The organism is Streptomyces sp. B15 (assembly GCF_018070605.1).
Lineage (GTDB): Bacteria > Actinomycetota > Actinomycetes > Streptomycetales > Streptomycetaceae > Streptomyces > Streptomyces smyrnaeus.
Genome location: NZ_JAGPXJ010000002.1, coordinates 41,577 through 66,775 on the forward strand (window position 1 = coordinate 41,577; position 25,199 = coordinate 66,775).

The following is a 25,199-nucleotide window of genomic DNA, read 5'->3' on the forward strand; positions in this document are numbered from 1 at the left end:
CGGTAATTAGCAGTGCCGGACCACTCGGCAACCAAGCACCCAGGCAACCCCCAGCGAGCCCGGCAGCCCCAGGCCTTGGCGGGCTCGGCGAAGGAGTGAGACACCTTGGCGTCTGATTTCGACCTCTACCGGCCGTCCGAGGAGCACGAGATGCTCCGCGACTCGGTGCGCGCGCTCGCCGAGGCGAAGATCGCCCCGTACGCCGCCGAGGTGGACGAGGAGGCGCGGTTCCCGCAGGAGGCGCTGGACGCGCTGGTGGCCAACGACCTGCACGCGGTGCACGTACCGGAGGCGTACGGCGGCGCCGGCGCCGACGCGCTGGCCACCGTGATCGTCATCGAGGAGGTCGCCCGGGTCTGCGGCTCCTCCTCCCTCATCCCGGCCGTCAACAAGCTCGGGTCGCTGCCGGTGATCCTCTCCGCCTCCGAGGAGCTCAAGAAGCGCTACCTGGCGCCGCTGGCCAAGGGCGACGCGATGTTCTCGTACTGCCTGAGCGAGCCGGACGCCGGTTCGGACGCGGGCGGTATGAAGACCAAGGCCGTGCGTGACGGGGACAGCTGGGTGCTCAACGGCGTCAAGCGCTGGATCACCAACGCCGGGGTCTCCGACTACTACACGGTGATGGCCGTCACCGACCCGGACAAGCGCACCAAGGGCATCTCCGCGTTCGTGGTGGAGAAGGACGACGAGGGCGTCTCCTTCGGCGCTCCGGAGAAGAAGCTGGGCATCAAGGGCTCCCCCACGCGCGAGGTCTATCTGGACAACGTGCGCATCCCGGCCGACCGGATGATCGGCGCCGAGGGCACCGGCTTCGCCACCGCCATGCAGACCCTGGACCACACCCGTATCACCATCGCCGCGCAGGCCCTCGGCATCGCACAGGGTGCCCTGGACTACGCCAAGGGGTATGTGCAGGAGCGCAAGCAGTTCGGCAAGCCCATCGGCGACTTCCAGGGCGTGCAGTTCATGCTCGCCGACATGGCCATGAAGATCGAGGCGGCCCGGCAGCTCACCTACGCGGCTGCCGCACGCTCCGAGCGGGTCTCCGAGGGCAACGAGAAGGAGGACCTGACCTTCTTCGGCGCGGCCGCCAAGTGCTACGCCTCGGACGCCGCCATGGAGATCACCACCGACGCCGTCCAGCTGCTCGGCGGCTACGGCTACACCCGTGACTACCCGGTCGAGCGGATGATGCGGGACGCGAAGATCACCCAGATCTACGAAGGCACCAACCAGGTCCAGCGCATCGTGATGGCGCGCAACCTCCCGTAACGGCGCACCGCACGCATCCGAGGGCCGGCGTCCTGGGACGCCGGCCCTCAGCCATGCTGGTGTGGCTCAGTGCCCCATGTCGCAGCAGCCGTCCCGGCGCAGCCGGCTGCTCACCTGCCGCCAGTGCGACTGCCGCCCCTCGCCGTGGGCGCGGGTCCGCTCGGCGCCGTAGGCGTCGACCAGCTCCTTCTGTTCGTACGGGACGCCGCCGCGTACGACCGTCACCGTGCGCACCAGGGAGTCGAAGTCGGTCAGCGGGTTGCCGTCCACCAGGGTGAGGTCCGCCAGCTTGCCCTCCTCCACGGTGCCCAGCTCGCGCTCGGCACCGAAGACCTTGGCGGGCAGCACGGTCGCCGTACGCAGCGCCTCGTGCGGCTTGAGCCCGGCCCGGTGCAGTGCGCGCAGCGCCAGGTGGAGGTGGAGCCCGACCGGCACCAGCGGCTGGTCGGTGCCCAGCGCCACGTAGCCGCCCGCGGCCAGCACGCGCCGGTAGACGGCCGTCTCCACATCGAGGGTGGCCAGCTCGTCCTTCGTGGGCGCGGTGGCCGCCCGCTCCCGTACGGCCTGCACGTCCCACGGAGGCAGCAGCCGGGTCACCCGCTCGTCCTCGGCCAGCTCCGGGTGGGAGCCCAGCAGCGGGAGGGCGGTGAAGGGCGTGGCGACCAGGTGGAAGTCGCCCGGCGTGGAGTAGATGCCGACGACGTCCTCGGAGGCGCGCCCGGTGGCGGTCGTGGCATGGCCGAACTCCAGCCGCTGGGTGGCCTGGAGGTGGGTCGTCAGGTCCTGGCCGGCCTGCACGCCGGGGGTGCACAGGTGGCTGCCGGAGCGGACCTGGAGCTCTTCGTGGGCGTAGCGGGCCGCCTGGCGCATCGCCGTGGCGGGTGCGCGTACATACGTCTTGACGAAGTCCCAGTCGAGCGCTCCCGCACGCTCCAGGGAACGCCGCAGCCCGTCCGCCGTGCGGTGGGCCCTGCCCATGCTGTAGGCGACGCGGGCACCGTCCAGCAGTTCGCCGGTGGCCAGCAGCCGCGGGCCCGCCAGCTTCCCGGCGGCCACCGCCTCGCGCAGCCGCGCCTGTTCGTAGGCGAAGCCGCCGAAGGAGACCGCGGTGGTGATGCCGTAGGCGAGCTGGGCGACGGTCTGCCTGCCGCCGTACGTCGTCTGCCAGGGGTGTGTATGGGTGTCCCACAGGCCCGGCAGCACCGTCAGCCCGGAGGCGTCCAGCCGTCGCTCTGCGCGGCGGCCCGGGCGGTGCGGGGAGATCTCGGCGATCCGGCCGTCCCGCAGCACCAGATCGACGTCCTCGACCACGCTGTCCCCGGTGCCGTCCCACAGCCGTCCGGCGTGGACGACGGTCTGCTTGGGTGCGGGCCGCCGCCAGGACATCTCCAGCCGGACGGTACGCGCCTTCCCGCCCTTGACCTGGCGCAGTCGCAGTTTGCCCGCGGACAGATACAGCAGGGTGCGGGAGTCGCCGGACCAGGAGGGGTGGTCGGCGCTCTCGTCGGACAGCCGCCGCGCCTTCCCCGCCGGGCTGCCGTCCTTCCCCACGGGCAGCACCCACAGCGCCGACTCGGACACGGCCGCCATCCACTTCCCGTCGGGCGACCAGACGGGCCCGGCGGCGTAGCGGTCGGCGAGCGAGGCGTGCGGCGCCAGCGGGTGCAGGGCCTCCTCGCCGCTGTCGGTGTCGAGGACGCGGATGAGGTTGTAGCCCTCACGGAAGCGGTGGTTGAGCCGGTTGCGGTCGCACAGCGCCAGTCGGCGGCCGTCCGGCGACCAGGAGGGCGGACCGGGGAGGCCACCGCCGCCCAGCGGCCCGGCCAGCGTGCGCTCCCGGCCGCTGTCCAGATCCTTGACGAGCACATTGCCCGCCATGTCCAGGCAGGCCAGCTTGTCGCCGTCCGGGGACAGCGCCCCGAAGACGCGGCCACCGGCGGCGAGTTCCTTGTCCTTCCCCGAGTCGAGTTCTCTGCGGCGCACGGCCGGCAGCCCGTCGCGGTCGTCGCTGTAGAGCAGTGCTTCGCCGTCCCTGGAGAAGGAGGGCGCGCAGATGTAGCGGGACTCGGAGGCCTCGACGAGCTTGCGTGGGCGGCCCCGGCCGTCGGTGCGGGCCAGCCAGAGCGCGTTGAGGGCGACGTAGGCGACGTGTTCGCCGTCCGGGGAGAGGACGGGCTGCTGCACACCGCGCACCCGGTGTCTGCCGGGCGCCTCGAAGCCGTAGTCCTTGACGCGGTAGCGGGGGCGCTGGGTGGGGAGTTCGGCGGTGAAGGGGATGCGCTCGACCGACTCGGGGCGGGCCGGGCGCAGCAGCCGGAAGGTTCCGGAGACGGTCAGCAGCAGCGTCTCGCGGTCGGCCCAGCGGGGCGGCACCGGCGCCAGGTCGCCCTCGACCCGCACCGCCTCGCCGTCCACCACCAGGGTGCAGGACGCCTTGGGCGCGGCGGTGGTGCGCAGATAGGCGACCTTGCCGGCGGGCGAGACGGCGGGCGTCATCACGGCGACGCCCTCGGTCGGGTCCTCGTGCTCGGTGCGGACGTCCCCGGAACCGTCGGCCGCGACGGAGACGAGGGTGCGCGCCCGCAGTTGCGGGCCGGACTCCCCCTCGATCACGCTGCCGCGCACGCACAGCACCCGCCGGCCGTCGGGCGACCAGGTGGGGTCGAAGTCCTCCCAGTCGCCGCCCTGGAGCGGCCCTTCCTGCCCTTTCCTGCCGGTGAGGCGGGTCAGTTCGCCGCTGCGTACGTCCAGCACCCAGATGCGGTACGGGCTGCCCTTGACCGGGTCGCCCTCGCGCTCGGAGGCGAACGCGACGCGGGTGCCGTCCGGCGACCAGGAGGGGCCGCGGTCGTCCCAGGGCCCGTCGGTGCGCTGTTGGAGGCCGGAGCCGTCCGGGCGCAGGGTCCAGATGTGGAAGCCGCCGTCGTGGTAGGCGCACACGGCGACCGTCTTGCCGTCGGGGGCCAGCACGGGCCGGGTGGGCTCCAGTCCCGGGGCGCTGAGTGCACGCGCCGCGCCACCCGAACGGGGGATGGACCAGAGGATGTTCTGCATCTCCGCGATCATCCGGTCGCTGCCGGGTACCAGCGTGGCGGCGCCGTTGGTGGCGGCGGAGAAGGAGACGGTGCGGGCCTTGGTGGCGGCCTGCGCGGGGACGGCGGTCGGCGTCGGTGCGGCGGCTGCCGGTGCGGTGAGAGCCGTGCCCGAGACGGCGAGGGCGCCGCCCGCGGCGGCGGACGCCTGGAGGAGGCGGCGCCGGGCGAGGGCACCGGGGGAATCGGAAGGGGTGGAAGTCGCTGGGGTGGGGTGCGAGCCGGACGATTCCGAAGTGGCCAATGGTCCTCCCTGGACACAAGGAGTGGGCCCGCTGATGCTCGCGGGCCCCGGGGGCGAGGTCAAGACCACTCACCGCCTCGGGGCCCGCTGCTCCACGGCCGCCTCCCGCAGGGAGTCGGCGCCGACCGCGGGGAGTTGACGCCGGCTCGGCCGGCGGCCGGTCAGCCGTCCAGCTGTCCGATCGTGGCGATCGAGGGCCCGCGCCGGGTCTGCAGCGTGCGGGCCACCTCCTCCGCCTCGCGCAGCACCCGCAAGGCGTTGGTCCACGTCAGCTTGGCCAGGTCCGCCTCGGACCACTTGCGGTCCAGCAGTTCGGCGACCAGGTGCGGATAGCCGGAGACGTCCTCCAGCTGGGCCGGGGTGAAGGCGGTGCCGTCGTAGTCGCCGCCGATGCCGATGTGGTCGATGCCCGCGACCTCGCGCATGTGGTCGAGGTGGTCGGCGACCGTGGCGGCGTCCGGGACCGGCCGCGGGTTGGCCTGCTCGAACTCGCGCTGCACCTTGCGGCCCTCGTCGCTCAGGTCCAGATGGTCCAGGCCGTGCGCCCGCATGTTCTCGTCGGCCGCCCGGGTCCAGGCCACCGCCTCCGGGAGGATGAACTTGGGCACGAAGGTGGCCATCGCCACGCCGCCGTTGGCGGGGAGCTGGGCGAGCACGTCGTCGGGGATGTTGCGCGGGTGGTCGCAGACGGCGCGCGCTGAGGAGTGCGAGAAGATCACGGGTGCCTCGGTGACCCGCAGCGCGTCCCGCATCGTCTCCGCCGCCACGTGCGACAGGTCCACCAGCATGCCGAGCCGGTTCATCTCGCGGACGACCTCCTCACCGAAGCGGCTCAGCCCTCCCGCGCGCGGCTCGTCGGTGGCCGAGTCGGCCCAGTCCAGCGAGTTGTTGTGGGTGAGCGTCAGATAGCGCACACCCAGCTGGTAGAGGGCGCGCAGCGCGGCCAGTGAATCGTTGATGGAGTGCCCGCCCTCGGCCCCCATCAGCGAGGCGATGCGGCGCTGGGCGTGTGCGTCCTCCACGTCCTGAGCGGTGAAGGCCAGCTGGAGGTCCTCGGGGTAGCGCTCCGCCAGCAGCCGCACGGCGTCGATCTGCTCCAGGGTGGCGCTCACCGCGTCGTCCCCGGTCAGCTCGCCGGGAACGTAGACGGACCAGAACTGCGCGCCGACCCCGCCCGCGCGCAGCCGCGCGAGGTCGGTGTGCAGCTTCTCGCGCTGGTCCTGGGCGATGTCGAGCTTGTCCAGGTCGTAGCGCGCCTGTTCACGCAGCGCCCAGGGCAGGTCGTTGTGCCCGTCCACGACGGGGTGCTCGGTCAGCAGCGCCCGGGCGCGCTGAAGGTTGGGGCTGTCGGGACGGGTCATCGGTTGCCTCCCGCCTGGCCGAAACCGAACCCGGTCTCTCCCGCGGCCTTGGCGCGCAGCCGCTTGCCCTTCTCGGTGGCCTGCTCGTTGAGCTCCTGCTGGAAGTCGCGCATCTTCTCGCGCAGTTCGCTGTCGTGGGCGGCCAGCATCCGTACGGCGAGCAGCCCGGCGTTGCGCGCCCCGCCCACCGAGACGGTGGCGACGGGAACGCCGGCCGGCATCTGCACGATGGACAGCAGCGAGTCCATGCCGTCCAGGTACTTGAGCGGTACGGGCACGCCGATGACGGGCAGCGGGGTGACCGAGGCGAGCATGCCCGGCAGGTGTGCCGCGCCGCCGGCGCCCGCGATGACGGCCTTCAGCCCGCGATCGGCGGCGTCCTCGCCGTAGGCGATCATCTCGCGGGGCATCCGGTGCGCGGAGACGACATCGACCTCGTACGGCACCGCGAACTCGTCCAGCGCCTTGGCCGCCTCCTCCATGACGGGCCAGTCCGAGTCGGATCCCATGACGATCCCCACGAGAGGGCTGGCTGTACTCAATGCGGCTCCTAGAAAGAGAGAAACGGCTCAGGGCGGGAGCGAGGGGCGGGTGAGCGGGTGGGAAGGGCGCGCACCCCCACGGCGGGACAGCCGGCCGTCACGGGGTACTCACTCCACGATGGTGCCCCGTAGGTAACCCGCGGCGTGGGCGGCACGTTCCCGTACGTCGGCGAGGTCGTCCCCGTAGACGTTGACGTGTCCGACCTTGCGGCCGGGCTTCACGTCCTTCCCGTACATATGGATCTTGAGCTGGGGGTCGCGCGCCATGCAGTGCAGATACGCCGCGTACATGTCCGGATAGTCGCCGCCCAGCACATTGGCCATCACGGTCCAGCGCTCCCGGCAGCGCGGGTCGCCCAGCGGCAGGTCGAGCACGGCTCGCACATGGTTGGCGAACTGGGAGGTCACGGCGCCGTCCTGGGTCCAGTGCCCGGAGTTGTGCGGCCGCATGGCCAGCTCGTTGACGAGCAGCCCACCGTCCTTGGTCTCGAACAGCTCGACGGCCAGATGCCCGACGACGCCCAGCTCGTGCGCGATGCGCAGCGCGATCTCCTGGGCGCGCACGGCGGCGTTCTCGGGTAGCTCGGGCGCGGGTGCGATCACGGTGTCGCAGACGCCGTCGACCTGGATGGACTCCACCACGGGGTAGGCGACGGCCTGTCCGTGCGGGGAACGTACGACGTTCGCGGCCAGCTCCCGCGCGAAGTCGACCTTCTCCTCGGCGAGCACCGGGACGCCCGCTTTGAAGGGCTCGGCCGCGTTCGGGTCGTCGGCGCCGCGCACGACCCACACGCCCTTGCCGTCGTAGCCGCCGCGCACCGTCTTGAGGACGACGGGAAAGCCGTCGCCCCCGTCCTCGCCCGCACCCTCCGCCGCGAACGCCGCCACGTCGTCGGGCCCGGTGACGATCCGGTTGCGCGGCGCGGGCACGCCGAGTTCGGCGAGGCGGGCGCGCATCACCCCCTTGTCCTGCGCGTGGACGAGCGCGTCGGGGCCCGGGCGCACCGGGATGCCGTCCGCCTCCAGGGCGCGGAGGTGCTCGGTGGGCACATGCTCGTGATCGAAAGTGATCACGTCGCAGCCCTCGGCGAAGCGCCGCAGCGTGTCCAGATCTCGGTGGTCACCGACGACGACGTCGCCTGCGACCTGTGCCGCGGAGTCCTGCGGCGTATCGGAAAGGAGCTTGAATCTGATGCCGAGCGGGATGCCCGCCTCGTGGGTCATACGAGCGAGCTGGCCGCCGCCGACCATGCCGACTACCGGGAATGTCACGGTTCCAGGGTACGGGGCGGGGCGGAGCGCTCCGCCCGCCAGGTCCGCCTTCCACCGCTCCGGCTACCCTCGGCACGGGCCGATCTTGAAATGGACCTGTCTACAACGGGGGACGAGATGCGCTGTACGAAGCGACGGGGGAAACAAGCCACGCTGGCCCTGGCCGTGCTGCTGGCCGCCACGGCGTGCGGCGGTGGCGGGGCCGGCGGGGTCGGCGGGGGCAGCGACAGCGGCGGTGACGGCGGGAGCGGTGTCCCGCGGCCACGGGAGTTCGGCGTCGAGCAGACCAGTGTCCATGTCCGCCCGGACGAGCAGTTCGTGCTGAAGGTCCCCTACCGGCCCGGCGAGGGGTACCGGTGGATCGTCCGCGGGCAGCGCCCCGACCCGAAGATCGTCACTCGGCTGGAGATCTCCTCGCACGGCTTCGACCCGGACAGCGCGGGCGACCGGGGTGAGCGCTGGTACTCCTTCCGGGCCGAGAAGCCCGGCAGCACCCGGCTCCGGCTGCGCGAGTGCTTCCAGTGCGGGACCGGCAACCAGCGGATCGACGAGGACCACGGCGTTACCGACGTCACCTTCCGTATCACCGTCGCCGACTGACCAGCGGCTGCCGCCGGGCCCTGCCGGGCCGCGCTCAACCCTCGCCGCCCGGTGTGCGTCAATCGCCCTACAGAGCTCATGCACGGCTGGTTAGCATGGGCAGCCTTCGACACGCCGACCGGAACGGGGCTCAGTATCGCTATGGGTGAATGGCGCACGATGCGCCCGGGACTGGAGCGGCTCGTGCGCGAACTGGCCAAGTTCGGCGCCGTCGGTGCGCTGGGCTTCCTGGTGAACGTCGCGATCTTCAACCTGTGCATCCACACGTTCCAGCTCGCACCCATCCGCTCCGGTGTCATCTCGCAGGTCGTCGCGATCGGCACCAACTACCTGGGCAACCGCTACTGGACCTACCGGCACATCGACAAGAACCGGATCCACCGCGAGACGGTCCTCTTCTTCCTGTTCAGCGGCGCCGGGCTGGTGCTGGAGAACGGCATCCTCGCCCTCTCGCACTACGGTTTCGGCTACACCTCGCCGCTGGCGGACAACATCGCCAAGAACGTCATCGGGCTCGCCATCGGCACCGTCTTCCGCTTCTGGGCGTACCGCACCTGGGTCTTCAAGGTGGGAGCGCGGGCGGCAGCGGACACCGACGCCGGTACGGACGTGGGCCCGGCGCCCGAGCAGGCCCGGGAGGCGCGGCCCGGCGACGAACCCGCGGGTGCCGGATCCGGCGGTGTCCGGTTCGCCGTGGAACCGGCGGGCTCAGCCGGAGGCGGACGCGTCGACGTCGGCGGCCTCGCGGCTGAGGAACAGCGCGAAGACCGGCGGCAGCTGCTGAAGTAGCTCCAGTCGTCCGCCGTCCGCCTCCGCGAGGTCGCGGGCGACGGCGAGGCCGAGACCGGTGGAGTTGTGGCCGCTGACCGTCCGCTCGAAGACGCGTGAGCCCAGCGCCTCGTCCACCCCGGGGCCCTCGTCGGTGACCTCCACCACCACCTGGTTGCCGGTGACCCTGGTGCGCAGTGCGACGGTGCCCTCGCCGTGCATCAGCGAGTTCTCGATCAGCGTCGCCAGCACCTGCGCCACCGCGCCCGGCGTGCCCACGGTCCGCAGGCCGGTCTTGCCGGAGCGCACGATGGCCCGGCCCGCACTGCGGTAGGCGGGTTTCCACTCCTCGATCTGCTGCTTGACGACCTCGTCCAGATCGAAGCTGACCGCGGACCCGGTGCGCGGGTCGCGGGAGTTGGTCAGCAGCCGCTGCACCACGTCCGTCAGCCGCTCGACCTGGGCGAGCGCGATGGTCGCCTCCTCCCGGACGACGGCGCGGTCCCCCGGCTCGTCGCCCTCGGCCATCGCGATGATCTCCTCCAGCCGCATGGACAGCGCCGTCAGCGGGGTGCGCAGCTGGTGGGAGGCGTCGGCGGCCAGCCGCCGCTCGGCGGTGAGCATCCGGCCGATGCGGTCGGCGCTGGCGTCCAGCACATCCGCGACCCGGTCCAGCTCCGGCACCCCGTAGCGGCGGTGCCGGGGGCGCGGGTCGCCGGAGCCGAGGCGTTCGGCGGTCTCGGCCAGGTCGGTGAGCGGGGCCGCCACCCGGTGCGCCTGGCGTACGGCCAGCACGGCCGCGGCGACCACCGCCAGCAGCGCGACCGCGAGGATGATCAGCAGGGTGCGGCCGACCTCGGCCCGCACCGCGGAGCGCGACGCCTGTACGGTCACGTGCTCGCCGTGCGCGCCGGTCTCCTTGGCCTCGACGACATCGCCGGAGGGCCGCTCACCGACCTCGATGGGCCGCCGGTCGGGCAGCTCGATGCGGATGTAGCGGACGTAGCGGTCCTTGGAGGTGGTGACGCCGATGGACTCCTTGGTCACCCGCTCCCCGGCCACCAGCCGGCTCTCGACGGTCGAGACCAGGCGGACCGCCTCGGCGCGGACGTTCTCCTTGGTGCTGTTCTCGATCGTGCGGGACTCGACGATCACCAGCGAGATACCGAAGACCGCGACGACGACGAGGACGACGGCGAGGATGGACAGGATGAGCCGACGGCGCACGTGCTGGCTTCTTTCCTAGCTGTTGCAGGGGGCGCACCCCAAACGTACGACTCTCCGCCGCCGGCCCTAGCTCTTCTCGAAGCGGAACCCGACGCCGCGCACGGTGGCGATGTAGCGCGGGTTGGCCGCGTCGTCGCCGAGCTTCTTGCGCAGCCACGAGATGTGCATGTCCAGCGTCTTGGTCGACGACCACCAGGTGGTGTCCCACACCTCGCGCATCAGCTGGTCCCGGGTGACGACCCGGCCCGCGTCCCGCACCAGCACCCGCAGCAGGTCGAACTCCTTGGCGGTCAGCTGCAGCTCCTCCTCGCCCATCCAGGCGGCGTGCGACTCGACGTCGATCCGCACGCCGTGGGTGGCGGGGGGCTGGGCCGGCTCGGCGGGCGTACCGCGGCGCAGCAGCGCGCGGACGCGGGCCAGCAGCTCGGCGAGCCGGAAGGGCTTGGTGACGTAGTCGTCGGCGCCCGCGTCGAGGCCGACGACGGTGTCCACCTCGTCGGCGCGTGCGGTCAGGACGAGGACCGGGAAGGCGTGGCCCTCGTTGCGCAGCCGGCGGCACACCTCCAGGCCGTCCATACCGGGCAGCCCCAGGTCGAGCACGACCAGGTCGATACCCTCGCGCAGCCCGGCGTCGAGCGCGGTGGGGCCGTCCTCGCGCACCTCGACCTCGTATCCCTCCCGGCGCAGGGCGCGGGCCAGGGGCTCCGAGATCGACGCGTCATCCTCGGCGAGCAGTACACGGGTCATGGACCGATGGTAGTCCGCGTGGCCGCGCGCCAGTGGTGACCTGGTGCGCTCTCCCCCGGACACTGTCGATCTTGAGGTGAGATGGACACGACACCAACGAATACATGGGCAGGTTGCACGATTCACCTGTGATGTATCTCGCAACCTCTTCCCTGGTGCGGTACACGGTGACCTATGGTGAATGCACTTATGTAGTGAACGTCGAGGACTCCTGGCGCCACAGCACCATCGGCCGGGGGTCCTTTTCCGTGTACGGGTCCCGCTGCGAGCATCGCCGCTGGGCAGCGCGGCACCCGCAGCGCAATGGCAAGGAACACCGATATGGCGCCCAGCCTGACGAAGGACGCCCCCGGCAACACCGGCGGCAAGACCTTCTTCGGCCACCCACGAGGTCTGGCCACGCTCTTCATGACGGAGATGTGGGAGCGCTTCAGCTTCTACGGCCTCCGCGCACTGCTCGTCGTCTACCTCGTGGCCGGCGGGCCCGACGCGGGTGAAGGCGGCGCCGGGCACCAGGGTGGCGGGCTCGCCATGGACCTGGCCACGGCGACGGCGATCTACTCCGTCTACAACGCCATGGTCTATCTGCTGACCATGCCGGGCGGCTGGTTCGGCGACCGGCTGTGGGGACCCCGCAAGACGGTCACCGTCGGCGCGGGCATCATCATGCTCGGCCATCTGACCCTGGCGGTGCCGGGTGAGCCGACGTTCTTCGTCGGCCTGGCCCTGGTGGCCACCGGCTCCGGTCTGCTCAAGGCCAACATCTCCAAGATGGTCGGCGACCTGTACAACGGCCCCGACGACCCGCGCCGCGACGGCGGTTTCACCGTCTTCTACATGGGCATCAACGCGGGCTCGTTCTTCGCCCCGTTCGCCATCGGCACCGTCGGACAGACCGTCAACTGGCACCTGGGCTTCGGCATGGCGGCCGTCGGCATGGGCCTGGGCCTGATCCAGTTCCTCATCGGCTCGCGCCACCTGGACCCCAAGAGCAGCCAGGTCCCCTCGCCGCTGTCGGAGCAGGAGAAGGCGGGCGTGCTGCGCAAGGCGCTGCTGTGGCTGGTCGTCGCCGTGATCTTCTATGGCGTCGTGGTCGCCACCGGCACCTTCACCCTCAACTGGGCGATGATCCCGCTCACCGTCCTGGGCCTGCTCATCCCGCTGGGCATGCTGGTGCGGATCAAGCGCGACAAGGACCTCACCCAGGCCGAGCAGGGCCGGATGACCGGGTACATCTGGTTCTTCGCCGCCGCGGCGATCTTCTGGATGATCTACGACCAGGGCGCCTCGACCGTGCAGGCGTTCGGTGACGCCAAGACCACCACCCAGATACTGGGCTGGCACTTCCCCTCGACCTGGTTCCAGTCGATCAACCCGCTGTTCATCATGCTGCTCGCCCCGGTCTTCGCGGCGCTGTGGCTGGCGCTCAACCGGCGCGGCAAGGAGCCGTCGACCACCGTGAAGTTCGCCTTCTCGCTGGTCGTGATGGGCCTGTCGTTCTTCGTCTTCGTCGTCCCGATGGGCATGGCCGCCGACGGGGCGAAGGTGACCCCGATGTGGCTGGTCCTGATCTTCCTGCTGCACACCGTCGCGGAGCTGTGCCTCTCGCCGGTGGGCCTGTCGGTGACCACCAAGCTGGCCCCCGCCAAGTACGCGAGCCAGCTGATGGGTGTCTGGTTCCTCGCCGTGACGGCGGGCGACAGCATCACCGGCCTGCTGTCGATCGGCGGCGCCGATCTGAGCACCACCGGCGTGGTGGCCACGGAAGCCACCCTCTCCGTGCTGGCGGGCTTCGCGATCTACATGTACCGGCGGCAGATCGCCTCGACCATGTCCGAGGCGAAGTAGCCCCTCGACCCTTGCCTCTCGTCGGCGGGGAGTTCTTCCCCCGCGACGACGAGAAGCAACCGACGCGAGGCTCCGGGGAACGGCGATCCGCTCAGCGGGTCGCCGTTCCTCCCCCGGTCTGGGGCCGGGAGGCCCCCAGGCCCTCGCCGTCCTCGTCCCCACCTCCCCCGGACTCCGTCCGGGTGGGCGTATCCCCACCGGTGGCAGGGGAAGTGCCCCCACGACGGGAAACGGAAGCGGAGTCGGAAGGGGCTGCCCTCGCCGTGTCGGGGGCGAACCAGGGAAGGGTGCCGGAGGTCGGGCCATCGCCGGGGGAGCCCGCACGGGCGGAGCGCTGCGAGGACGGCGCCACCCGCGCCACGAGCGCCATGCCCAGCCGGAACGCGGCCAGCGGGACCACCACGCACAACAGCACCCAGAAAAGGGTCACCCCCCACGGCCGGCCGACCTCCCAGGGCTGCTCCGTCAGTACGCGCTTGCCGAGCTTGGCCGCGACCGTGTACTCGCCGTGGGCGCCGGAGGCCAGCTCGACGGTCAGCTCGACCCGTGCCTTCTCGCCCGGGTCGATGGTGCCGCGCCACTGCTGACGCTCCCACTCGGGGGCGAGGACGCCGTGCGAGGTGCCGACCTCGAAGACCGGGTCCCGGGCGGGGTCGGCGCCCAGATTGCCGACCGTCAGCACCAGCTTGCGCTGTTCGGGGGCGCCGAACCAGTTGAGCAGCCCGCTGTCGCCCTCCAGCCGCGCCGCCAGCACGCTGAGCCGCCCGCCGGCCCGCTTGGCGGGCAGCGGCTCCACCGGGTGGCCCGCCACCCGGAGCTTCGCGTTCGCCGCCGCGTGGTCGCCGGTCACCGTGGTGGCCCGGACGACGCAGGGGCACGGCTTGGGCGGCTCCGCGACGGGGATCTTCTTGCGGAAACGGCCCTCGCCGTCCGTGGTGACGGCCCGCCCCTCGGCGTTGGCGCAGGCGTTCGTGCCGCCGATCGCGTTCTGGCCGCACACCAGCAGGGTGAGCAGGGTCTCGGGGCGCCATCCGGTGCCCCGGACCGTGACGGTCGCGCCCGCACCCGCCTCGCTCCGCGACAGGGTGACCTTCGGCTGCTGCTTCGTCGCGGCGCCCGCGGGCGTGTCCACCGGTACGGTCAGCGAGAGGACACAGCCCACCAGGGCGCCCAACAGGCCTACGGTTCGCCGGATGTTCGTCCTCACTTCGCCGCTCCCGTGGTTGGCGCCGCAGGCTGGGGTCGAGGCCGTCGCTCGTGCCGTTCCGGCGGGGCCGGGGGCGAGGGGGGCCGGTCCGCCCGGCCCCGTGCGCGTCTGCGGCGGGCGTACCAGCCGACCGCTCCCCCGGCGAGCACGAGGAGTACGCCGACGAGCCATCCGACCGGCACGGCCGGGTACGTGGTGGTGGCCGTGGAGCGGGCCCCGGCTTCCGCCGTCACCGTGAGGCGGACGTGCGCCACGTCGACCAAGGGCGGCTTGGGCCATCGCTCATGGCGGGTGACGCTCCGGCCGGGGAGCAGTTCGACGGGCAGGACGCGGGCGGGTTGCCGCACCAGCGAGCCGAACAGCCCGTCGGCGTCGACGGCGAGCCGGGGCCGCAGCGTGGTGTTGCCGCGGTTGACCAGGGTGTAGCCGATCGTCGCGGAGCCGTCGTCCCGCTCCTCGACGGAGACGTTCTCGATGCTCAGGGCGGCCAGGGTCGGCCCGCTCACCCGCAGATACATCCTGACCCCCACCTTTCGTTCGCCGTCGTCGACGACGAGCGCGGCGGGATGGTCGCCGGGTACGGCACCGTCCGGGAGGGTCACGCTCAACGGCACCTCGGCCCGGGTGCGCGGCGGCACCTCGACCGTGTCCTCGGCGGGGGCGATCCACTTGCCCGGCCCCCGGCTGCGGCCCTCCTCCCGTACCGCGAACCCGCCGCCGCGCTCGTTGTACGCGTCGGCGCCGCGCAGCCGGAAGGTACGGGACTCGTCACCGGGGTTGGTGAGCGCGACGGAGTCCCGGAGCACGGTGCCGGGCTCACCCTCCAGATAGAAGTACGAGCGCGCGTCCGGGCCCGGGGTGCCCGCGGGCGGAGCGGGCGCAGCCGACCATGTGGGATCGCCCCTGAGCGGTGCCGCCCGAGCCGGGCTGCCCGCCGTCGACACGCAGAGCGCGACGAGCACACAGACCAGCGCCCCCCGGGTGCGGCCCGGTCGCGGTGCCGGGGTAAGGGGGGCCGGCGCGATGCGGGCGCCGTTACGGGGCGGCCTACGGCCCACCACGGGCTAGTGCCGTACCGCGGCCCTGCGCCGCGTCACCCACAGTGTTCCGCCGATTCCGGCCAGCAGCACGGTGCCACCGAGGGTGCCGAGGGCGACCGCGGAGTCGGTGGGACCGGTCTTGGGCAGTTCACCCCCGCTGGGGGCGCTCCCGCCGCTCGCCGCGCCGCCGGACGCGTCGCCCCCGCCGCTCGCCGCGCCACCCGAGGCGTCGCCGCCGCCCGAGCCGCCGCTGCCGCCGGCCGCCGTCACATCGAGGGTGAGGGAGGGCTTGGGGTTGTTCTTCGGGTTGCAGGTGGTGGTGGTACCCAGCGCCTTGATGGTGAGGGTGCTGGCGGTGAAGGTGACCTTGCCGGACTTCTTCGGTGTGTAGGTACCGGTCAGGTCCGGAATCTTGATCGGAGTGTTGGCCGGGATGGCCTTGTCGTTGCCGGGGCCGCTCACCGACACGTCGCCGGTCTCGGCACCGCCGAGCTTGATCTTGGCGCTGGGCTTCATCGCGCCCTTGCCGAGTTCGACGGGGCTGGAGGAGACGCCCTTCTCGAAGGACATGGTCAGCTTGTAACCGCTGCCGCTCTTGGTCGACTTGATGTCGATCGGCGAGACGGCGCTCTTGTCGCCGATGGGGGTCTTGCACTGGTAGTCGACGTCGACCGTGGTGGCGCTCGCCGCGGGCGCCGACAGCAGGACGGCCGATCCGGCGAGGGCTGTTGCCACCACCGTGGCGGCGACATTGCGGGTGTGGCGTTTCTTGCTGTGGGACACGGGGGTTCCCCCTTCATCCGGACTCGCAAGTTACTGACGACACATCAGATTTGCGCCGACAGTAGCCCCAGCCCCTTACAGAGGGAAGAGCCCCCGCACCCCGAGTCGAAGCGAACGCACGCCGCCCCGAGCGCATCGGTGCGGGCCCGGAAAAACCGGTGCGGGCCCGGGAAATCGGCGCGCGCCCGAAAGAGCAGCGTCGGCCGGTGCGGTCAGTGCGGGGCCGCGAGCTCCGCCCATACCGTCTTGCCCGGTCCGTCGGGGTTGCGCACGACGCCCCAGTCCAGGCACAGCCGCTGGACGATGAACATTCCGTGCCCGCCGGGGCGCCCGGCGCGGTGCGGGGTCCGGGGGGACGGCGAGCCGCTGCCCAGGTCCACGATCTCCAGGCGCAGCACCTTCGCGTTGGCGCCGACCCGCAACTCCTCGGGGCCGTTGGCGTGCAGGCACGCGTTGGTGACCAGCTCCGAGACGACGAGCAGGACGTCCTCCGCCGCCGCGCGCTGATCGGCCGTGGCCGCCGGCAGCCAGCCCCAGTCCTGGAGGGCGCGGCGGGTGAAGTCCCGGGCGCGCGGCACGGCGCCGCTGGCACCGACCAGCCGCAGCCTGCGGACCTGCCGCATCGGCTGCCCTGCCTGGCGGGTGGCCCCCGCGGCGGCCGAGGCCGCACTCTCCGCAGCGGTCCCCATGGCGCCGCTCCCCCCTTCGGGTTCGGGTGTGGGCGTGGAAGCGCTCCCGGAAGGGTCGGCACCTCCTTGAGCACCTTCGGAATCCGAGATCCCGAAGGTCGGCTCACGCCCCGTGTCCGCACCGGCACGCACATGTGCGTCAGCACCCTCGGCCGCGGCGAACCCCGGGGCCGCGGTCGCCGGAGTGCCCTCCGGCTCCGGACCGCGGTCGCCCGCCGGTTGCGGCCGGGTGGTGCTCATCAGTGGTTCACCTCACCGATCACCGGTTACATTTCGCCGTTCCGCGCCGTCCCGCGCCCCGCGGGACCTTGACGCGCCGCACACGAATGTCTGACAGATTCGTTGGACTCCTGCCCGGACGCACCGTGAGAACACTTACGGATTCAGCCGGACCTGTGTGATGCGTGCAACGCCCTGGTTACGCTTCGGGGCGCTGTTCCGTGCCCGAGGGTTGCCCCAGCGCCGCCGCGAGATCGTCGTGCACGGTGAAGACCGCGCTCGCGCCGGTGATCTCGAAGACACGCGCCACCACCGGAAGCATCCCCGCCAGATGGACGCCGCCACCGGCCTCCTCCGCCTTCAGGCGGGCGCCGAGCAGCACGTTCAACCCCGTCGAGTCGCAGAACTCGAGCCGCGAGCAGTCCACGACGAGGCGGCTGTAGCCCTCCTCGACGCTCCGCTCCAGCGGCTCGCGCAACAGCTCGGCGGTGTGGTGATCGAGCTCACCCTCGGGGGTCACCACGGCACTGATTCCCTCGTGCCGTACCTCGACCGTCAGCCGGCCCTGGCTCGTGCTGCCGGGCATTCCGCGGTCCATGCACACCCCTTCTGTTTCGCGTGAGGGCCTTCACTGCTTCCCCCGTCGAGCGGTTCGCAACCCTACGCCTTCGGCAGCCCCACCGGTAGCCGAACATTGGACAGATTGGTCACAGATGGACATAAGGAGCTTGCCCTCGCTGTGCAGAAGCAGGTAGGTCTAGTAGGGATACCGAACCGACGTCGGCCCTGGAGGCGCCGCACCCCGTAGTGCACCGCACGGCTTCGGCAGCCATATGCCGAGAAAACCATGGAGGACAGCCATGTCACCCCGGCTCGACAACGGGATATCCGACCCCGCGCATACGCAGGTCGCGACCTTTCCCGCCGTTCCGGAGCAGCACAGCACGGACCGGCTGCCGGATTCCCAGTCCCTGGTCCCCGAAACTCTCACAGACCCGGCGAGCGCCGACACCGATCCGGCGAGCGCCGATCAGATCGCGGAGGCGGTGGAAGCCGACCTCTTCGACCAACTCCAGCTCCCTGAGATCCCACCCTATGACGAGGTCGGTCCGCTGGACGCGCGGGCCCTGTCCAAGACGCTGTTCGAGCGGTTGGAGAACCTCGAAGAGGGCACTCACGAGTACGCGTACGTACGCAACACCCTGGTCGAACTCAACCTCGCGCTGGTCAAGTTCGCGGCCTCCCGGTTCCGCTCGCGCAGCGAGCCCATGGAGGACATCGTCCAGGTCGGCACCATCGGCCTGATCAAGGCGATCGACCGCTTCGAACTGGGCCGCGGCGTCGAGTTCCCCACTTTCGCGATGCCGACCATCGTCGGCGAGATCAAGCGTTTCTTCCGCGACACGTCCTGGTCGGTGCGGGTACCCCGACGCCTCCAGGAGCTGCGGCTCGACCTGGCCAAGGCGGGCGACGAACTCGCCCAGAAGCTGGACCGGGCGCCGACGGCCGAGGAGTTGGCCCGCCGGCTCAACATCTCCGCCGAGGAAGTCATCGAGGGCATGGCGGCGAGCAACGCCTACACCGCCAGCTCGCTGGACGCGCAGCCCGAGGAGGACGACACCGAGGGCGCGCTGGCCGACCGCATCGGCTACGAGGACCACGGACTCGAAGGCATCGAGTACGTCGAGTCGTTGAAGCCGCTGATCGCCGAACTCCCCGCCCGGGACCGCAGAATCCTCTCGCTGCGCTTCGTGGCGAACATGACCCAGTCGGAGATCGGTGAGGAGCTCGGCATTTCGCAGATGCACGTCTCCCGCCTCCTCTCCCGCACCCTGGGCAAGCTCCGCAAGGGGCTGATGATCGAGGAGTGACGCGGGGGCCGCCCGATGTGGTGCGGCTTCTCCGCGTGCTGAGGGCCCGGCCGGACCATGAGCGTCCGGCCGGGCCCTCGGCATGTTCAGTCCGCCGAGCGGTCGCGCAGCGCGCCTGCCAGTATCCGTTCGAGCGCCGTCAGATCCCCGGGCGCCAGCGCGGAGCGCCGGTGGCGGGGCGTCGGTGATCCGCGCCATCTCGGCCGCCGCCCGGGCCCCGCCTCGGTGACCTCGACCAGCTTGGAGCGGCGGTCGGCCGGATTGGGCTCGCGCGTCACCAGGCCGCGCCGGACCAGATGCTCGACGGCCAGCGTGGTGCAGGGGCGTCGGCGAACAACGCCGCCGCCGGCCGCCGAGCGTCAGCCCAGGTCGGCGCGGATGTCGGGCAGCGCCACATGGAGGGCTGTCGTGTCGAGGCTGACGATCAGCAGCGACATGCAGCAGATCGCCGGCACCAGCAGCCGACGGCGCGGCGTCAGTTCGACATCGGGCAAGACCGCCCCCCATTTGTTTGTGCGGCTACAACAGCTGTGGCTCTACAACCACCCACCGACTACCGCCTCGGGCTGACACCGAGGCCGCCTCAACCCCTGGTTCGACCCAGGAGTTGGCACCTGCACGGGATTCGCCGCGGCCCGCGGCTTCCTATCGTCCAACGCGTCAGAACAGCTCGTGACCGATCGGGGGACGACACCGTGCTCACCTCGCACACCCTGCCCAACGCTCAGGCCCGGCCCGCCTCGCGGAGCGCGGCCGTCCGTCGCATCCGCCGGCAGCGGCCCCCGGCGACGGCACCCGGCCCCCGCGCGGCTGCCGACCACCACCGCGCCCTGTTCGCCCGGGTCCAAAGCTTCGTGTGGGCGCATCTGGGCGACCCCGAGCTGCGCCCCGACACCATTGCCGCCGCCCACCACATCTCCACCCGCAGTCTGCACCGGCTCTTCCGCAGCCAGGGCTGCACCGTCAGCTCCTGGATCCGCCGCCAGCGCCTCAACCGCGCCCGCCGCGATCTGGCCGACCCGAAACTGGCCCACCACACCATTCAGACCATCGCCGCCACCTGGGGCTTCACCCGCGCCGCCGATTTCACCCGCGCCTTCCGCACGGCCTACGGCGTCCCCCCACAGGACTTCCGCACCGGCGCCCTGCGTGCCGACCACGATCTCGGCACCCCCTAGGGACGTTCCCCCAGCACCGCCCTGACCGCGGGGGACCGCCCGTCGGGGCGGCGGCAGGGTCGGGGTCGTCCCCGACGGTGATCCACACCTCCACGGACGGCGGAAGGATGATCGCCAACGGTTCGGATCCCGACTCGCGGAGTGAGTGGTGCAGGTGCGTATACGGAACACCCTGGTGGCGGCCCTCGTGGCCGGTGGACTGGTCGGATCGGTGGGCGCGGTGCCCGCCCTCGCGCAGGCGCCCGGCGGACAGGCGCTGGTGGCACGGCAGCACTCGGAAGGCCCCGATGAGGCGCTGCTGGACAAGGCGCTGCGGGGTCTGCCCGACAAGGACACCACCGCGGCACTCGCGCGGGTGGGCGGAAAGGGGAGTTGGCACGGCAGCGCCGGGGTACGGGATCTGCGCACCGGCCGGAAGGCGCTGGAGCACGCCCGGTTCCGGGCGGGTTCCACCACCAAGGTGGTGACCTCGGCCCTGGTGCTGAAGCTCGCGTCCAGGGGGGACATCGACCTCGACGGAACGGTGCAGCACTATCTGCCGGGACTGCTGACGGACGAGTTCGACCCCGTCACCGTACGGCAGTTGCTCACCTTCACCAGCGGTCTCAAGCCCGGCGAGGGCCTCGGCCCGGTGGACGGGGAGGGGTACGAGAACCGCTTCAAGACCCTCACGCCCGAACAGGTCGTGGCCTCGTCGGTGGCCAAGGGCCCGTACAAGGGGAAGGGGGAGGGCCCCGGGAAGAAGCAGCGGTACGCCAACATCGACTACACCGTCCTCGGCATGATCGTCGAGAAGGTCACCCACGACAGCTACGAGCACCAGGCTTGGCTCCATGTGCTGCGCCCGGCCGGCATGCGGCACACGTCCTTCCCCGGCGGCCCCGATCCGCGCATCCACGGCCCGCACAACCGCGGCTACCAGAAACTCGCGGACGGCCGGGTGGTGGACGCGACCGAGTGGAACATGTCGGACCGCTGGGCGGCGGGCGACATGATCTCCACCACCGCCGACCTGGAGCGGCTGCTCTTCGCCCTGTTCAAGGGGGAGATCGTGCCCCAGCCGCTGCTGGAGCGCGAGATGTTCACGGTGCCCGACATCGAGGGCGCCACCATGAGCGCCGGGCTCCAGCGGTACGACACGGGACAGGGCGTGGTGTGGCTCAAGACCGGGGCCCGGCCCGGCTACAACACCATGATCGCCGGTACCCGCGACCTGTCCCGCACCGTGGTCTACTCCCTCAACTCGACCGACGCCAAGGGGCCGGACATGAACCCGGTCGGGGAGCGGCTCATGCGGGCCGCCTTCGACCTGCCCGCCGACCCCGGTTAGCCGGTCGGCGTCCGCCCGGCACCCTTCACCCGCGCACGCCCGCCTGCCAGACCTCCGCGACCAGCGGGACGCCCGGACGGTAGGAGAGGTGGACGTGGGAGGGGGCGTCCAGCAGCGCGATGTCGGCCCGGCAGCCGGGGGTCAGCCGGCCGACATCGGTACGGCGCAGCGCCTGGGCGCCGCCCGCCGTCGCGGACCACAGGGCCTGGTCGGGCGTCATGTTCATCTCCCGTACGGCGATGGCGATGCAGAACGGCATCGAGGAGGTGTACGAGGAGCCGGGGTTGCAGTCGGTCGACAGGGCGACCGTGGCGCCTGCCTCCAGGAGGCGGCGGGCGTCCGGGTAGACGGCGCGGGTGGAGAACTCGCAGCCGGGCAGCAGCGTCGCCACTGTCGAGCTGCCCGCCAGTGCGTCGACATCCGCGTCGGTCAGATGTGTGCAGTGGTCGGCCGAAGCCGCTCCGACCTCCACCGCCAGCTGGACGCCGGGACCATGAGTGAGCTGGTTGGCGTGGACACGGGGGGTGAGGCCCTTGGCCTTGCCCGCCGTGAGGATGGTGCGGGACTGGTCCTCGTCGAAGGCACCCTGCTCGCAGAAGACATCCACCCAGCGGGCGTACGGCGCGCACGCGTCGAGCATGTCGCCGGCGACCAGCGCGGTGTACGCGTCGGGGTCGGCCGCGTACTCGGGCGGCACGATGTGCGCACCGAGGTAGGTGACCTCTTCCATCCCCGGCGTCCGCGCGGCCACCCGCAGCGCACGGGCCTCGTGCTCGGGGCTGAGGCCGTAGCCCGACTTGGTCTCGACGGTGGTGGTGCCCTGCGCCCGCATCTCGCGCAGATGGGCGGCCAGCGTCGCGGCCAGGGTCTCGTCGGTGGCCTCACGGGTGGCCCGCACCGTGGTGCGGATGCCGCCCGCCGTGTAGGCGCGTCCGGACATGCGGGCGTTGAACTCCTGGGTGCGGTCGCCCGCGTACAGGAGGTGGGAGTGGCTGTCGACGAAGCCCGGGACGGCTGCCTTGCCGCCCGCGTCGTGCGTCTGGTCGGCCGCCGGTGCCCGGTGGGTGGGGCCGACCCACGCCACCGTGTCGCCCTCGATGACGAGTGCGGCGTCCTCGATGATGCCGAGCGGGCTTCCGTCGCCCTGGGCGGGGTCGTTGGTGACGAGGGCGGCGATGTTGGTGAGGGAGCAGGTGGTGGGGGTTTCGGGCATGGGTCGGTCGTCCTTCGGGTCAGGCGTCCTTCGGATCGGGCGTCCTTCGTGGCGGGCGGGGCCTCCCGACTGCGGTCAGGGGCGGAGCGCTGCGATGGCCTCCGTGAGGGCCTTGGGGACGGAGTCGACGCGGGTGTGGGAGCCGTCCCGCACCACGTGCCGACCGCCCACCACCGTGTGGCGGACGTCGGCGGCCGTCGCGGCGAAGACGGCCGTCTCGGCACCGAGCCGTGCCACCGGGCCGGCCGTGCGCACCGAGTCCAGCCCGACGGTGACGAAGTCCGCCAGGGCCCCCGTCTCCAGTCGGCTCGCCTCGGGCCAGCCGAGCGCGGCGTGCCCGCCCTCGGTGGCGGCCCGCAGCAGCTGTCCGGCGGTCCAGTGGCCTCGCGTCCGGCTGGCGAGGCGCTCGTTCAGTTCGAGGGCGCGGGCTTCCTCGAACAGGTCGATGACGGCGTGGCTGTCGCTGCCCAGCGACAGCCCGGCCCCGGCGCGGTCGAGGGCCGGTGCCGGGCCGATGCCGTCGGCGAGGTCGCGTTCGGTGGTCGGGCACATGCACACACCCGTTCCGGTGCGGCCCACGGTTCGGATGTCGTCCGTCGTCAGATGGGTGGCGTGCACAGCGGTGGTCCGGGGGCCGAGTACGCCGTGCTCGGCCAGCAGCGCGGTGGGCGTCAGGCCGTGGACGCTGTGGCACGCCTCGTTCTCGGCCGTCTGCTCGGACAGGTGGACGTGCAGCGGCGCGCCCCGCTGTTCGGCCCACTCGGCGACGGTGTGCAACTCGCGCGCGGGCACGGCCCGTACGGAGTGCACGGCGGCGCCGACCCGTGCGTGGTCGCCGTCCGGCTCGAAGTCACCCAGGCGTTCGGCCCACTCCTGGGCACTGCCGTCGCTGAAGCGCAGCTGCTGCCGGGTGGGTGGCTCACCGCGGCCCTTGCGGCCGACGCCGGAGGCGAGGTAGGCGGTGTCCAGCAGGGTGATGCGGATGCCCGCGTCCGCGGCCGCGGCGACCAGCGCGTGGCTCATGGCGTTGGGGTCGTCGTAGCGTGCGCCGCCCGGCGCGTGGTGCAGATAGTGGAACTCGCCCACACAGGTGATCCCGGCCAGTGCCATCTCGGCGTACACCGCGCGCGCCAGCGCGTAGTAGCTGTCCGGGGTGAGCAGCGACGCCGTCTGGTACATGGTCTCGCGCCACGTCCAGAAGGTGCCCGAGCCGACCTGGACGGTGCCGCGCAGTGCGCGGTGGAAGGCGTGCGAGTGGGCGTTGGCCAGTCCGGGCAGCGTCAGCCCGTGCAGGGTGACCGCGCCGGGCGGCGGTGCCTGCGCACCGGTGCGGATGGCGCCGAGCCGGCCCTGCGCGGTCACCTCCAGCACGACGTCCGGTTCGACGGTGCCGTTGAGCCAGGCGTGCTCGCACCAGTAGACCTTCTCGGCCGGCACGCCACCGGGGTCGGGGCCCGTCGCGTTGGGGTTCGTCCTAGTCCTCGTCGTCACACCGGCTCACCTTCGCAGCAGACCTTCCAGTACGTCGGCGAGCGCGCCGACGCCCGCCGCACAGTCGTCTTCCTCGGCGAACTCGGCGGGCGAGTGCGAGACACCGGTCGGGTTGCGGACGTACAGCATGGCCGTGGGCACCGAAGCGGACAAAATACCCGCGTCGTGTCCCGCGCCGGTGGGCAGCACCGGCACCTCGCCGCCCAGCAGCGCCACCAGCCGGTCGCGCAGGACGTGGTCGAACTCGACCAGGGGTGTCTCCGACTCCCGGGTGACCTCGACGGCCACACCGTCGCGCCCGCCGCGCTCCCCGGCCGCGCGTTCGATCTCGGCGACGACGCCCGCCAGCGTCTCCTGATCCGGAGCCCGCGAGTCGAGCCATCCGCTGACCAGGGACGGAACGGCGTTCACCCCGTTCGGCTCCACGGCCACCTTGCCGAAGGTGGCCAGCGCGCCCGCCAGCCGCGCCTTCTTGCGGGCGGCCAGCACGGTGTTGGCGTAGGTGAGCATCGGGTCCCGGCGGTCCTCCAGCCGGGTGGTGCCCGCGTGGTTGGCCTCGCCCCGGAAATCGAACCGCCAGCGACCGTGCGGCCAGATCGCCGAGGCGACGGCGACCGGGTGCCGCGTCTCGGCCAGTGCGCGGCCCTGCTCGATGTGCAGCTCCACGAACGCGCCGATCCGGGAGAGGCGCTCGGCGTCGGGGCCCAGCGTCTGCGGGTCCTGACCGGCGGCCTCCATGGCCTGCGGGAGCGTCACCCCGTCGGCGTCCCGCAGCGCGTGGGCGCCCTCGCGGGTGAGCGCACCGGTCAGCAGGCGGGAGCCCACACAGGACAGTCCGAAACGCGCTCCCTCCTCGTCGGCGAAGTTGACGATGGCGAAGGGGCGGGCGAAGTCCGTGCCCCGGGCTCGCAGTTCGTCGTACGCGGCGAGCGCCGAGATGACCCCGAGCGGACCGTCGAAGGCGCCGCCGTCCGGAACCGAGTCGAGGTGCGAGCCGGTCACCAGCGCGTCCTGGCCGCTGCTGTCGCCGGCCCACGCCCATTGGTTGCCGTTCCCGTCGACCTCGTACGCCAGCCCTCTGGCCTCGGCCTGCTGCCGGAACCACGCCCGGCACTCCAGGTCGGGCCCCGACCAGGCGAAGCGGCGGTAGCCGCCGCCGGGGGCCTTTCCGAGGGGAAGGAGCTCCTTCCACATGGCGTGGAAGG

Annotated in this window: 22 protein-coding genes and 1 pseudogene; 7 read left to right on the forward strand and 16 right to left on the reverse strand. The window is 71.9% G+C overall.

The genetic code is table 11. The annotated features are described in order from the left end of the window. Positions 1 to 105 precede the first annotated feature (105 nt). On the forward strand, positions 106 to 1,272 hold the full coding sequence (locus KBY19_RS01630) for an acyl-CoA dehydrogenase (RefSeq protein ID WP_282106792.1): 1,167 nt from the start codon (positions 106 to 108) through the stop codon (positions 1,270 to 1,272). Between the two features lie 66 nt (positions 1,273 to 1,338). On the opposite strand, the gene KBY19_RS01635 is transcribed toward KBY19_RS01630, so the two are convergent. The 4 genes from KBY19_RS01635 to KBY19_RS01650 form a co-directional block, all read right to left on the reverse strand. Beyond that, entirely contained in the window at positions 1,339 to 4,608 is a 3,270-nt protein-coding gene (locus KBY19_RS01635; protein WP_210964958.1) for an amidohydrolase family protein, read from the reverse strand. Positions 4,609 to 4,769: 161 nt separating this feature from the next. Continuing rightward, complete coding sequence (locus tag KBY19_RS01640) at positions 4,770 to 5,969, reverse strand: dipeptidase (RefSeq protein ID WP_099881619.1); 1,200 nt, start codon at positions 5,967 to 5,969, stop codon at positions 4,770 to 4,772. Beyond that, complete coding sequence (gene purE / locus KBY19_RS01645; protein ID WP_099886547.1) at positions 5,966 to 6,478, reverse strand: 5-(carboxyamino)imidazole ribonucleotide mutase; 513 nt, start codon at positions 6,476 to 6,478, stop codon at positions 5,966 to 5,968. Before purE ends, KBY19_RS01640 begins: the two co-directional genes overlap by 4 nt. A gap of 141 nt (positions 6,479 to 6,619) precedes the next feature. Further along, positions 6,620 to 7,825 (reverse strand): 5-(carboxyamino)imidazole ribonucleotide synthase, encoded by a 1,206-nt coding sequence (locus KBY19_RS01650; protein WP_099881621.1) that lies wholly within the window; start codon positions 7,823 to 7,825, stop codon positions 6,620 to 6,622. Positions 7,826 to 7,873: 48 nt separating this feature from the next. Between KBY19_RS01650 and KBY19_RS01655 the strand changes: the two genes are divergently transcribed. Both KBY19_RS01655 and KBY19_RS01660 read left to right on the forward strand, forming a co-directional pair. Beyond that, a complete protein-coding gene (locus KBY19_RS01655; RefSeq protein WP_210956692.1) occupies positions 7,874 to 8,383 on the forward strand; it encodes a protease inhibitor I42 family protein in 510 nt (169 codons plus the stop codon). Between the two features lie 141 nt (positions 8,384 to 8,524). Further along, positions 8,525 to 9,172, forward strand: a complete 648-nt coding sequence (locus KBY19_RS01660; protein ID WP_247690500.1) for a GtrA family protein — start codon at positions 8,525 to 8,527, stop codon at positions 9,170 to 9,172. On the opposite strand, the gene KBY19_RS01665 is transcribed toward KBY19_RS01660, so the two are convergent. Continuing rightward, entirely contained in the window at positions 9,092 to 10,378 is a 1,287-nt protein-coding gene (locus KBY19_RS01665) for an ATP-binding protein (RefSeq protein WP_099881625.1), read from the reverse strand. The two genes, KBY19_RS01660 and KBY19_RS01665, sit on opposite strands and share 81 nt — an antisense overlap. Positions 10,379 to 10,444: 66 nt before the next feature. Continuing rightward, positions 10,445 to 11,125: a response regulator transcription factor gene (locus KBY19_RS01670; RefSeq protein WP_210964960.1), complete on the reverse strand. Its 681-nt coding sequence runs from the start codon at positions 11,123 to 11,125 to the stop codon at positions 10,445 to 10,447. A gap of 321 nt (positions 11,126 to 11,446) precedes the next feature. On the opposite strand from KBY19_RS01670, the gene KBY19_RS01675 reads away from it, so the two are divergent. Further along, positions 11,447 to 12,973, forward strand: a complete 1,527-nt coding sequence (locus KBY19_RS01675) for a peptide MFS transporter (protein ID WP_099881630.1) — start codon at positions 11,447 to 11,449, stop codon at positions 12,971 to 12,973. Positions 12,974 to 13,064: 91 nt separating this feature from the next. On the opposite strand, the gene KBY19_RS01680 is transcribed toward KBY19_RS01675, so the two are convergent. From KBY19_RS01680 to KBY19_RS01695, 5 genes are all read right to left on the reverse strand, one after another. Then, positions 13,065 to 14,105, reverse strand: coding sequence for a neocarzinostatin apoprotein domain-containing protein (locus KBY19_RS01680; protein ID WP_307843421.1), 1,041 nt, complete (start codon positions 14,103 to 14,105; stop codon positions 13,065 to 13,067). A 71-nt stretch (positions 14,106 to 14,176) separates the two neighbouring features. Beyond that, a complete protein-coding gene (locus tag KBY19_RS36120; protein WP_247690501.1) occupies positions 14,177 to 15,142 on the reverse strand; it encodes a DUF916 domain-containing protein in 966 nt (321 codons plus the stop codon). A gap of 102 nt (positions 15,143 to 15,244) precedes the next feature. Then, positions 15,245 to 16,003: an LPXTG cell wall anchor domain-containing protein gene (locus tag KBY19_RS01685; protein WP_185017060.1), complete on the reverse strand. Its 759-nt coding sequence runs from the start codon at positions 16,001 to 16,003 to the stop codon at positions 15,245 to 15,247. Positions 16,004 to 16,215: 212 nt separating this feature from the next. After that, on the reverse strand, positions 16,216 to 16,692 hold the full coding sequence (locus KBY19_RS01690) for an ATP-binding protein (RefSeq protein WP_099886549.1): 477 nt from the start codon (positions 16,690 to 16,692) through the stop codon (positions 16,216 to 16,218). Between the two features lie 418 nt (positions 16,693 to 17,110). Beyond that, positions 17,111 to 17,509: an STAS domain-containing protein gene (locus KBY19_RS01695; protein WP_185017062.1), complete on the reverse strand. Its 399-nt coding sequence runs from the start codon at positions 17,507 to 17,509 to the stop codon at positions 17,111 to 17,113. A 262-nt stretch (positions 17,510 to 17,771) separates the two neighbouring features. Here KBY19_RS01695 and KBY19_RS01700 point away from each other — a divergent pair, with 262 nt between their 5' ends. After that, the gene (locus tag KBY19_RS01700) at positions 17,772 to 18,782 is read left to right on the forward strand and encodes an RNA polymerase sigma factor SigF (protein ID WP_099881638.1); all 1,011 of its coding nucleotides are present in this window, start codon (positions 17,772 to 17,774) and stop codon (positions 18,780 to 18,782) included. Positions 18,783 to 18,868: 86 nt separating this feature from the next. Here KBY19_RS01700 and KBY19_RS01705 read toward each other — a convergent pair whose 3' ends face one another. Continuing rightward, positions 18,869 to 19,060: a hypothetical protein gene (locus KBY19_RS01705; protein WP_247690502.1), complete on the reverse strand. Its 192-nt coding sequence runs from the start codon at positions 19,058 to 19,060 to the stop codon at positions 18,869 to 18,871. An 87-nt stretch (positions 19,061 to 19,147) separates the two neighbouring features. Further along, a pseudogene (locus KBY19_RS01710) lies at positions 19,148 to 19,276 on the reverse strand (MFS transporter); the annotation flags it as partial. Between the two features lie 201 nt (positions 19,277 to 19,477). Between KBY19_RS01710 and KBY19_RS01715 the strand changes: the two are divergent. After that, the gene (locus tag KBY19_RS01715; RefSeq protein WP_180289494.1) at positions 19,478 to 19,960 is read left to right on the forward strand and encodes a helix-turn-helix domain-containing protein; all 483 of its coding nucleotides are present in this window, start codon (positions 19,478 to 19,480) and stop codon (positions 19,958 to 19,960) included. A gap of 154 nt (positions 19,961 to 20,114) precedes the next feature. After that, entirely contained in the window at positions 20,115 to 21,290 is a 1,176-nt protein-coding gene (locus KBY19_RS01720; protein ID WP_307843416.1) for a serine hydrolase domain-containing protein, read from the forward strand. Positions 21,291 to 21,315: 25 nt separating this feature from the next. Here the strand turns inward: KBY19_RS01720 and hutI are convergent, their stop codons facing one another. The 3 genes from hutI to KBY19_RS01735 form a co-directional block, all read right to left on the reverse strand. Then, on the reverse strand, positions 21,316 to 22,503 hold the full coding sequence (hutI, locus tag KBY19_RS01725) for an imidazolonepropionase (protein WP_099881642.1): 1,188 nt from the start codon (positions 22,501 to 22,503) through the stop codon (positions 21,316 to 21,318). Positions 22,504 to 22,578: 75 nt separating this feature from the next. Then, entirely contained in the window at positions 22,579 to 23,940 is a 1,362-nt protein-coding gene (locus tag KBY19_RS01730) for a formimidoylglutamate deiminase (protein ID WP_307843422.1), read from the reverse strand. A gap of 60 nt (positions 23,941 to 24,000) precedes the next feature. Next, entirely contained in the window at positions 24,001 to 25,188 is a 1,188-nt protein-coding gene (locus tag KBY19_RS01735) for an allantoate amidohydrolase (RefSeq protein ID WP_099886551.1), read from the reverse strand. Positions 25,189 to 25,199: the final 11 nt, after the last annotated feature.

What these genes read in the sequence shown, in the direction of transcription:
- KBY19_RS01640 (WP_099881619.1), bottom strand. Translation starts at nt 5,969, where the DNA reads ATGACCCGTCCCGACAGCCCCAACCTTCAGCGCGCCCGGGCGCTGCTG.
- purE (WP_099886547.1), bottom strand. Translation starts at nt 6,478, where the DNA reads ATGGGATCCGACTCGGACTGGCCCGTCATGGAGGAGGCGGCCAAGGCG.
- KBY19_RS01655 (WP_210956692.1), top strand. Translation starts at nt 7,874, where the DNA reads ATGGACCTGTCTACAACGGGGGACGAGATGCGCTGTACGAAGCGACGG.
- KBY19_RS01660 (WP_247690500.1), top strand. Translation starts at nt 8,525, where the DNA reads ATGGGTGAATGGCGCACGATGCGCCCGGGACTGGAGCGGCTCGTGCGC.
- KBY19_RS01670 (WP_210964960.1), bottom strand. Translation starts at nt 11,125, where the DNA reads ATGACCCGTGTACTGCTCGCCGAGGATGACGCGTCGATCTCGGAGCCC.
- KBY19_RS01675 (WP_099881630.1), top strand. Translation starts at nt 11,447, where the DNA reads ATGGCGCCCAGCCTGACGAAGGACGCCCCCGGCAACACCGGCGGCAAG.
- KBY19_RS01690 (WP_099886549.1), bottom strand. Translation starts at nt 16,692, where the DNA reads ATGGGGACCGCTGCGGAGAGTGCGGCCTCGGCCGCCGCGGGGGCCACC.
- KBY19_RS01695 (WP_185017062.1), bottom strand. Translation starts at nt 17,509, where the DNA reads ATGGACCGCGGAATGCCCGGCAGCACGAGCCAGGGCCGGCTGACGGTC.
- KBY19_RS01700 (WP_099881638.1), top strand. Translation starts at nt 17,772, where the DNA reads ATGTCACCCCGGCTCGACAACGGGATATCCGACCCCGCGCATACGCAG.
- hutI (WP_099881642.1), bottom strand. Translation starts at nt 22,503, where the DNA reads ATGCCCGAAACCCCCACCACCTGCTCCCTCACCAACATCGCCGCCCTC.
- KBY19_RS01735 (WP_099886551.1), bottom strand. Translation starts at nt 25,188, where the DNA reads ATGTGGAAGGAGCTCCTTCCCCTCGGAAAGGCCCCCGGCGGCGGCTAC.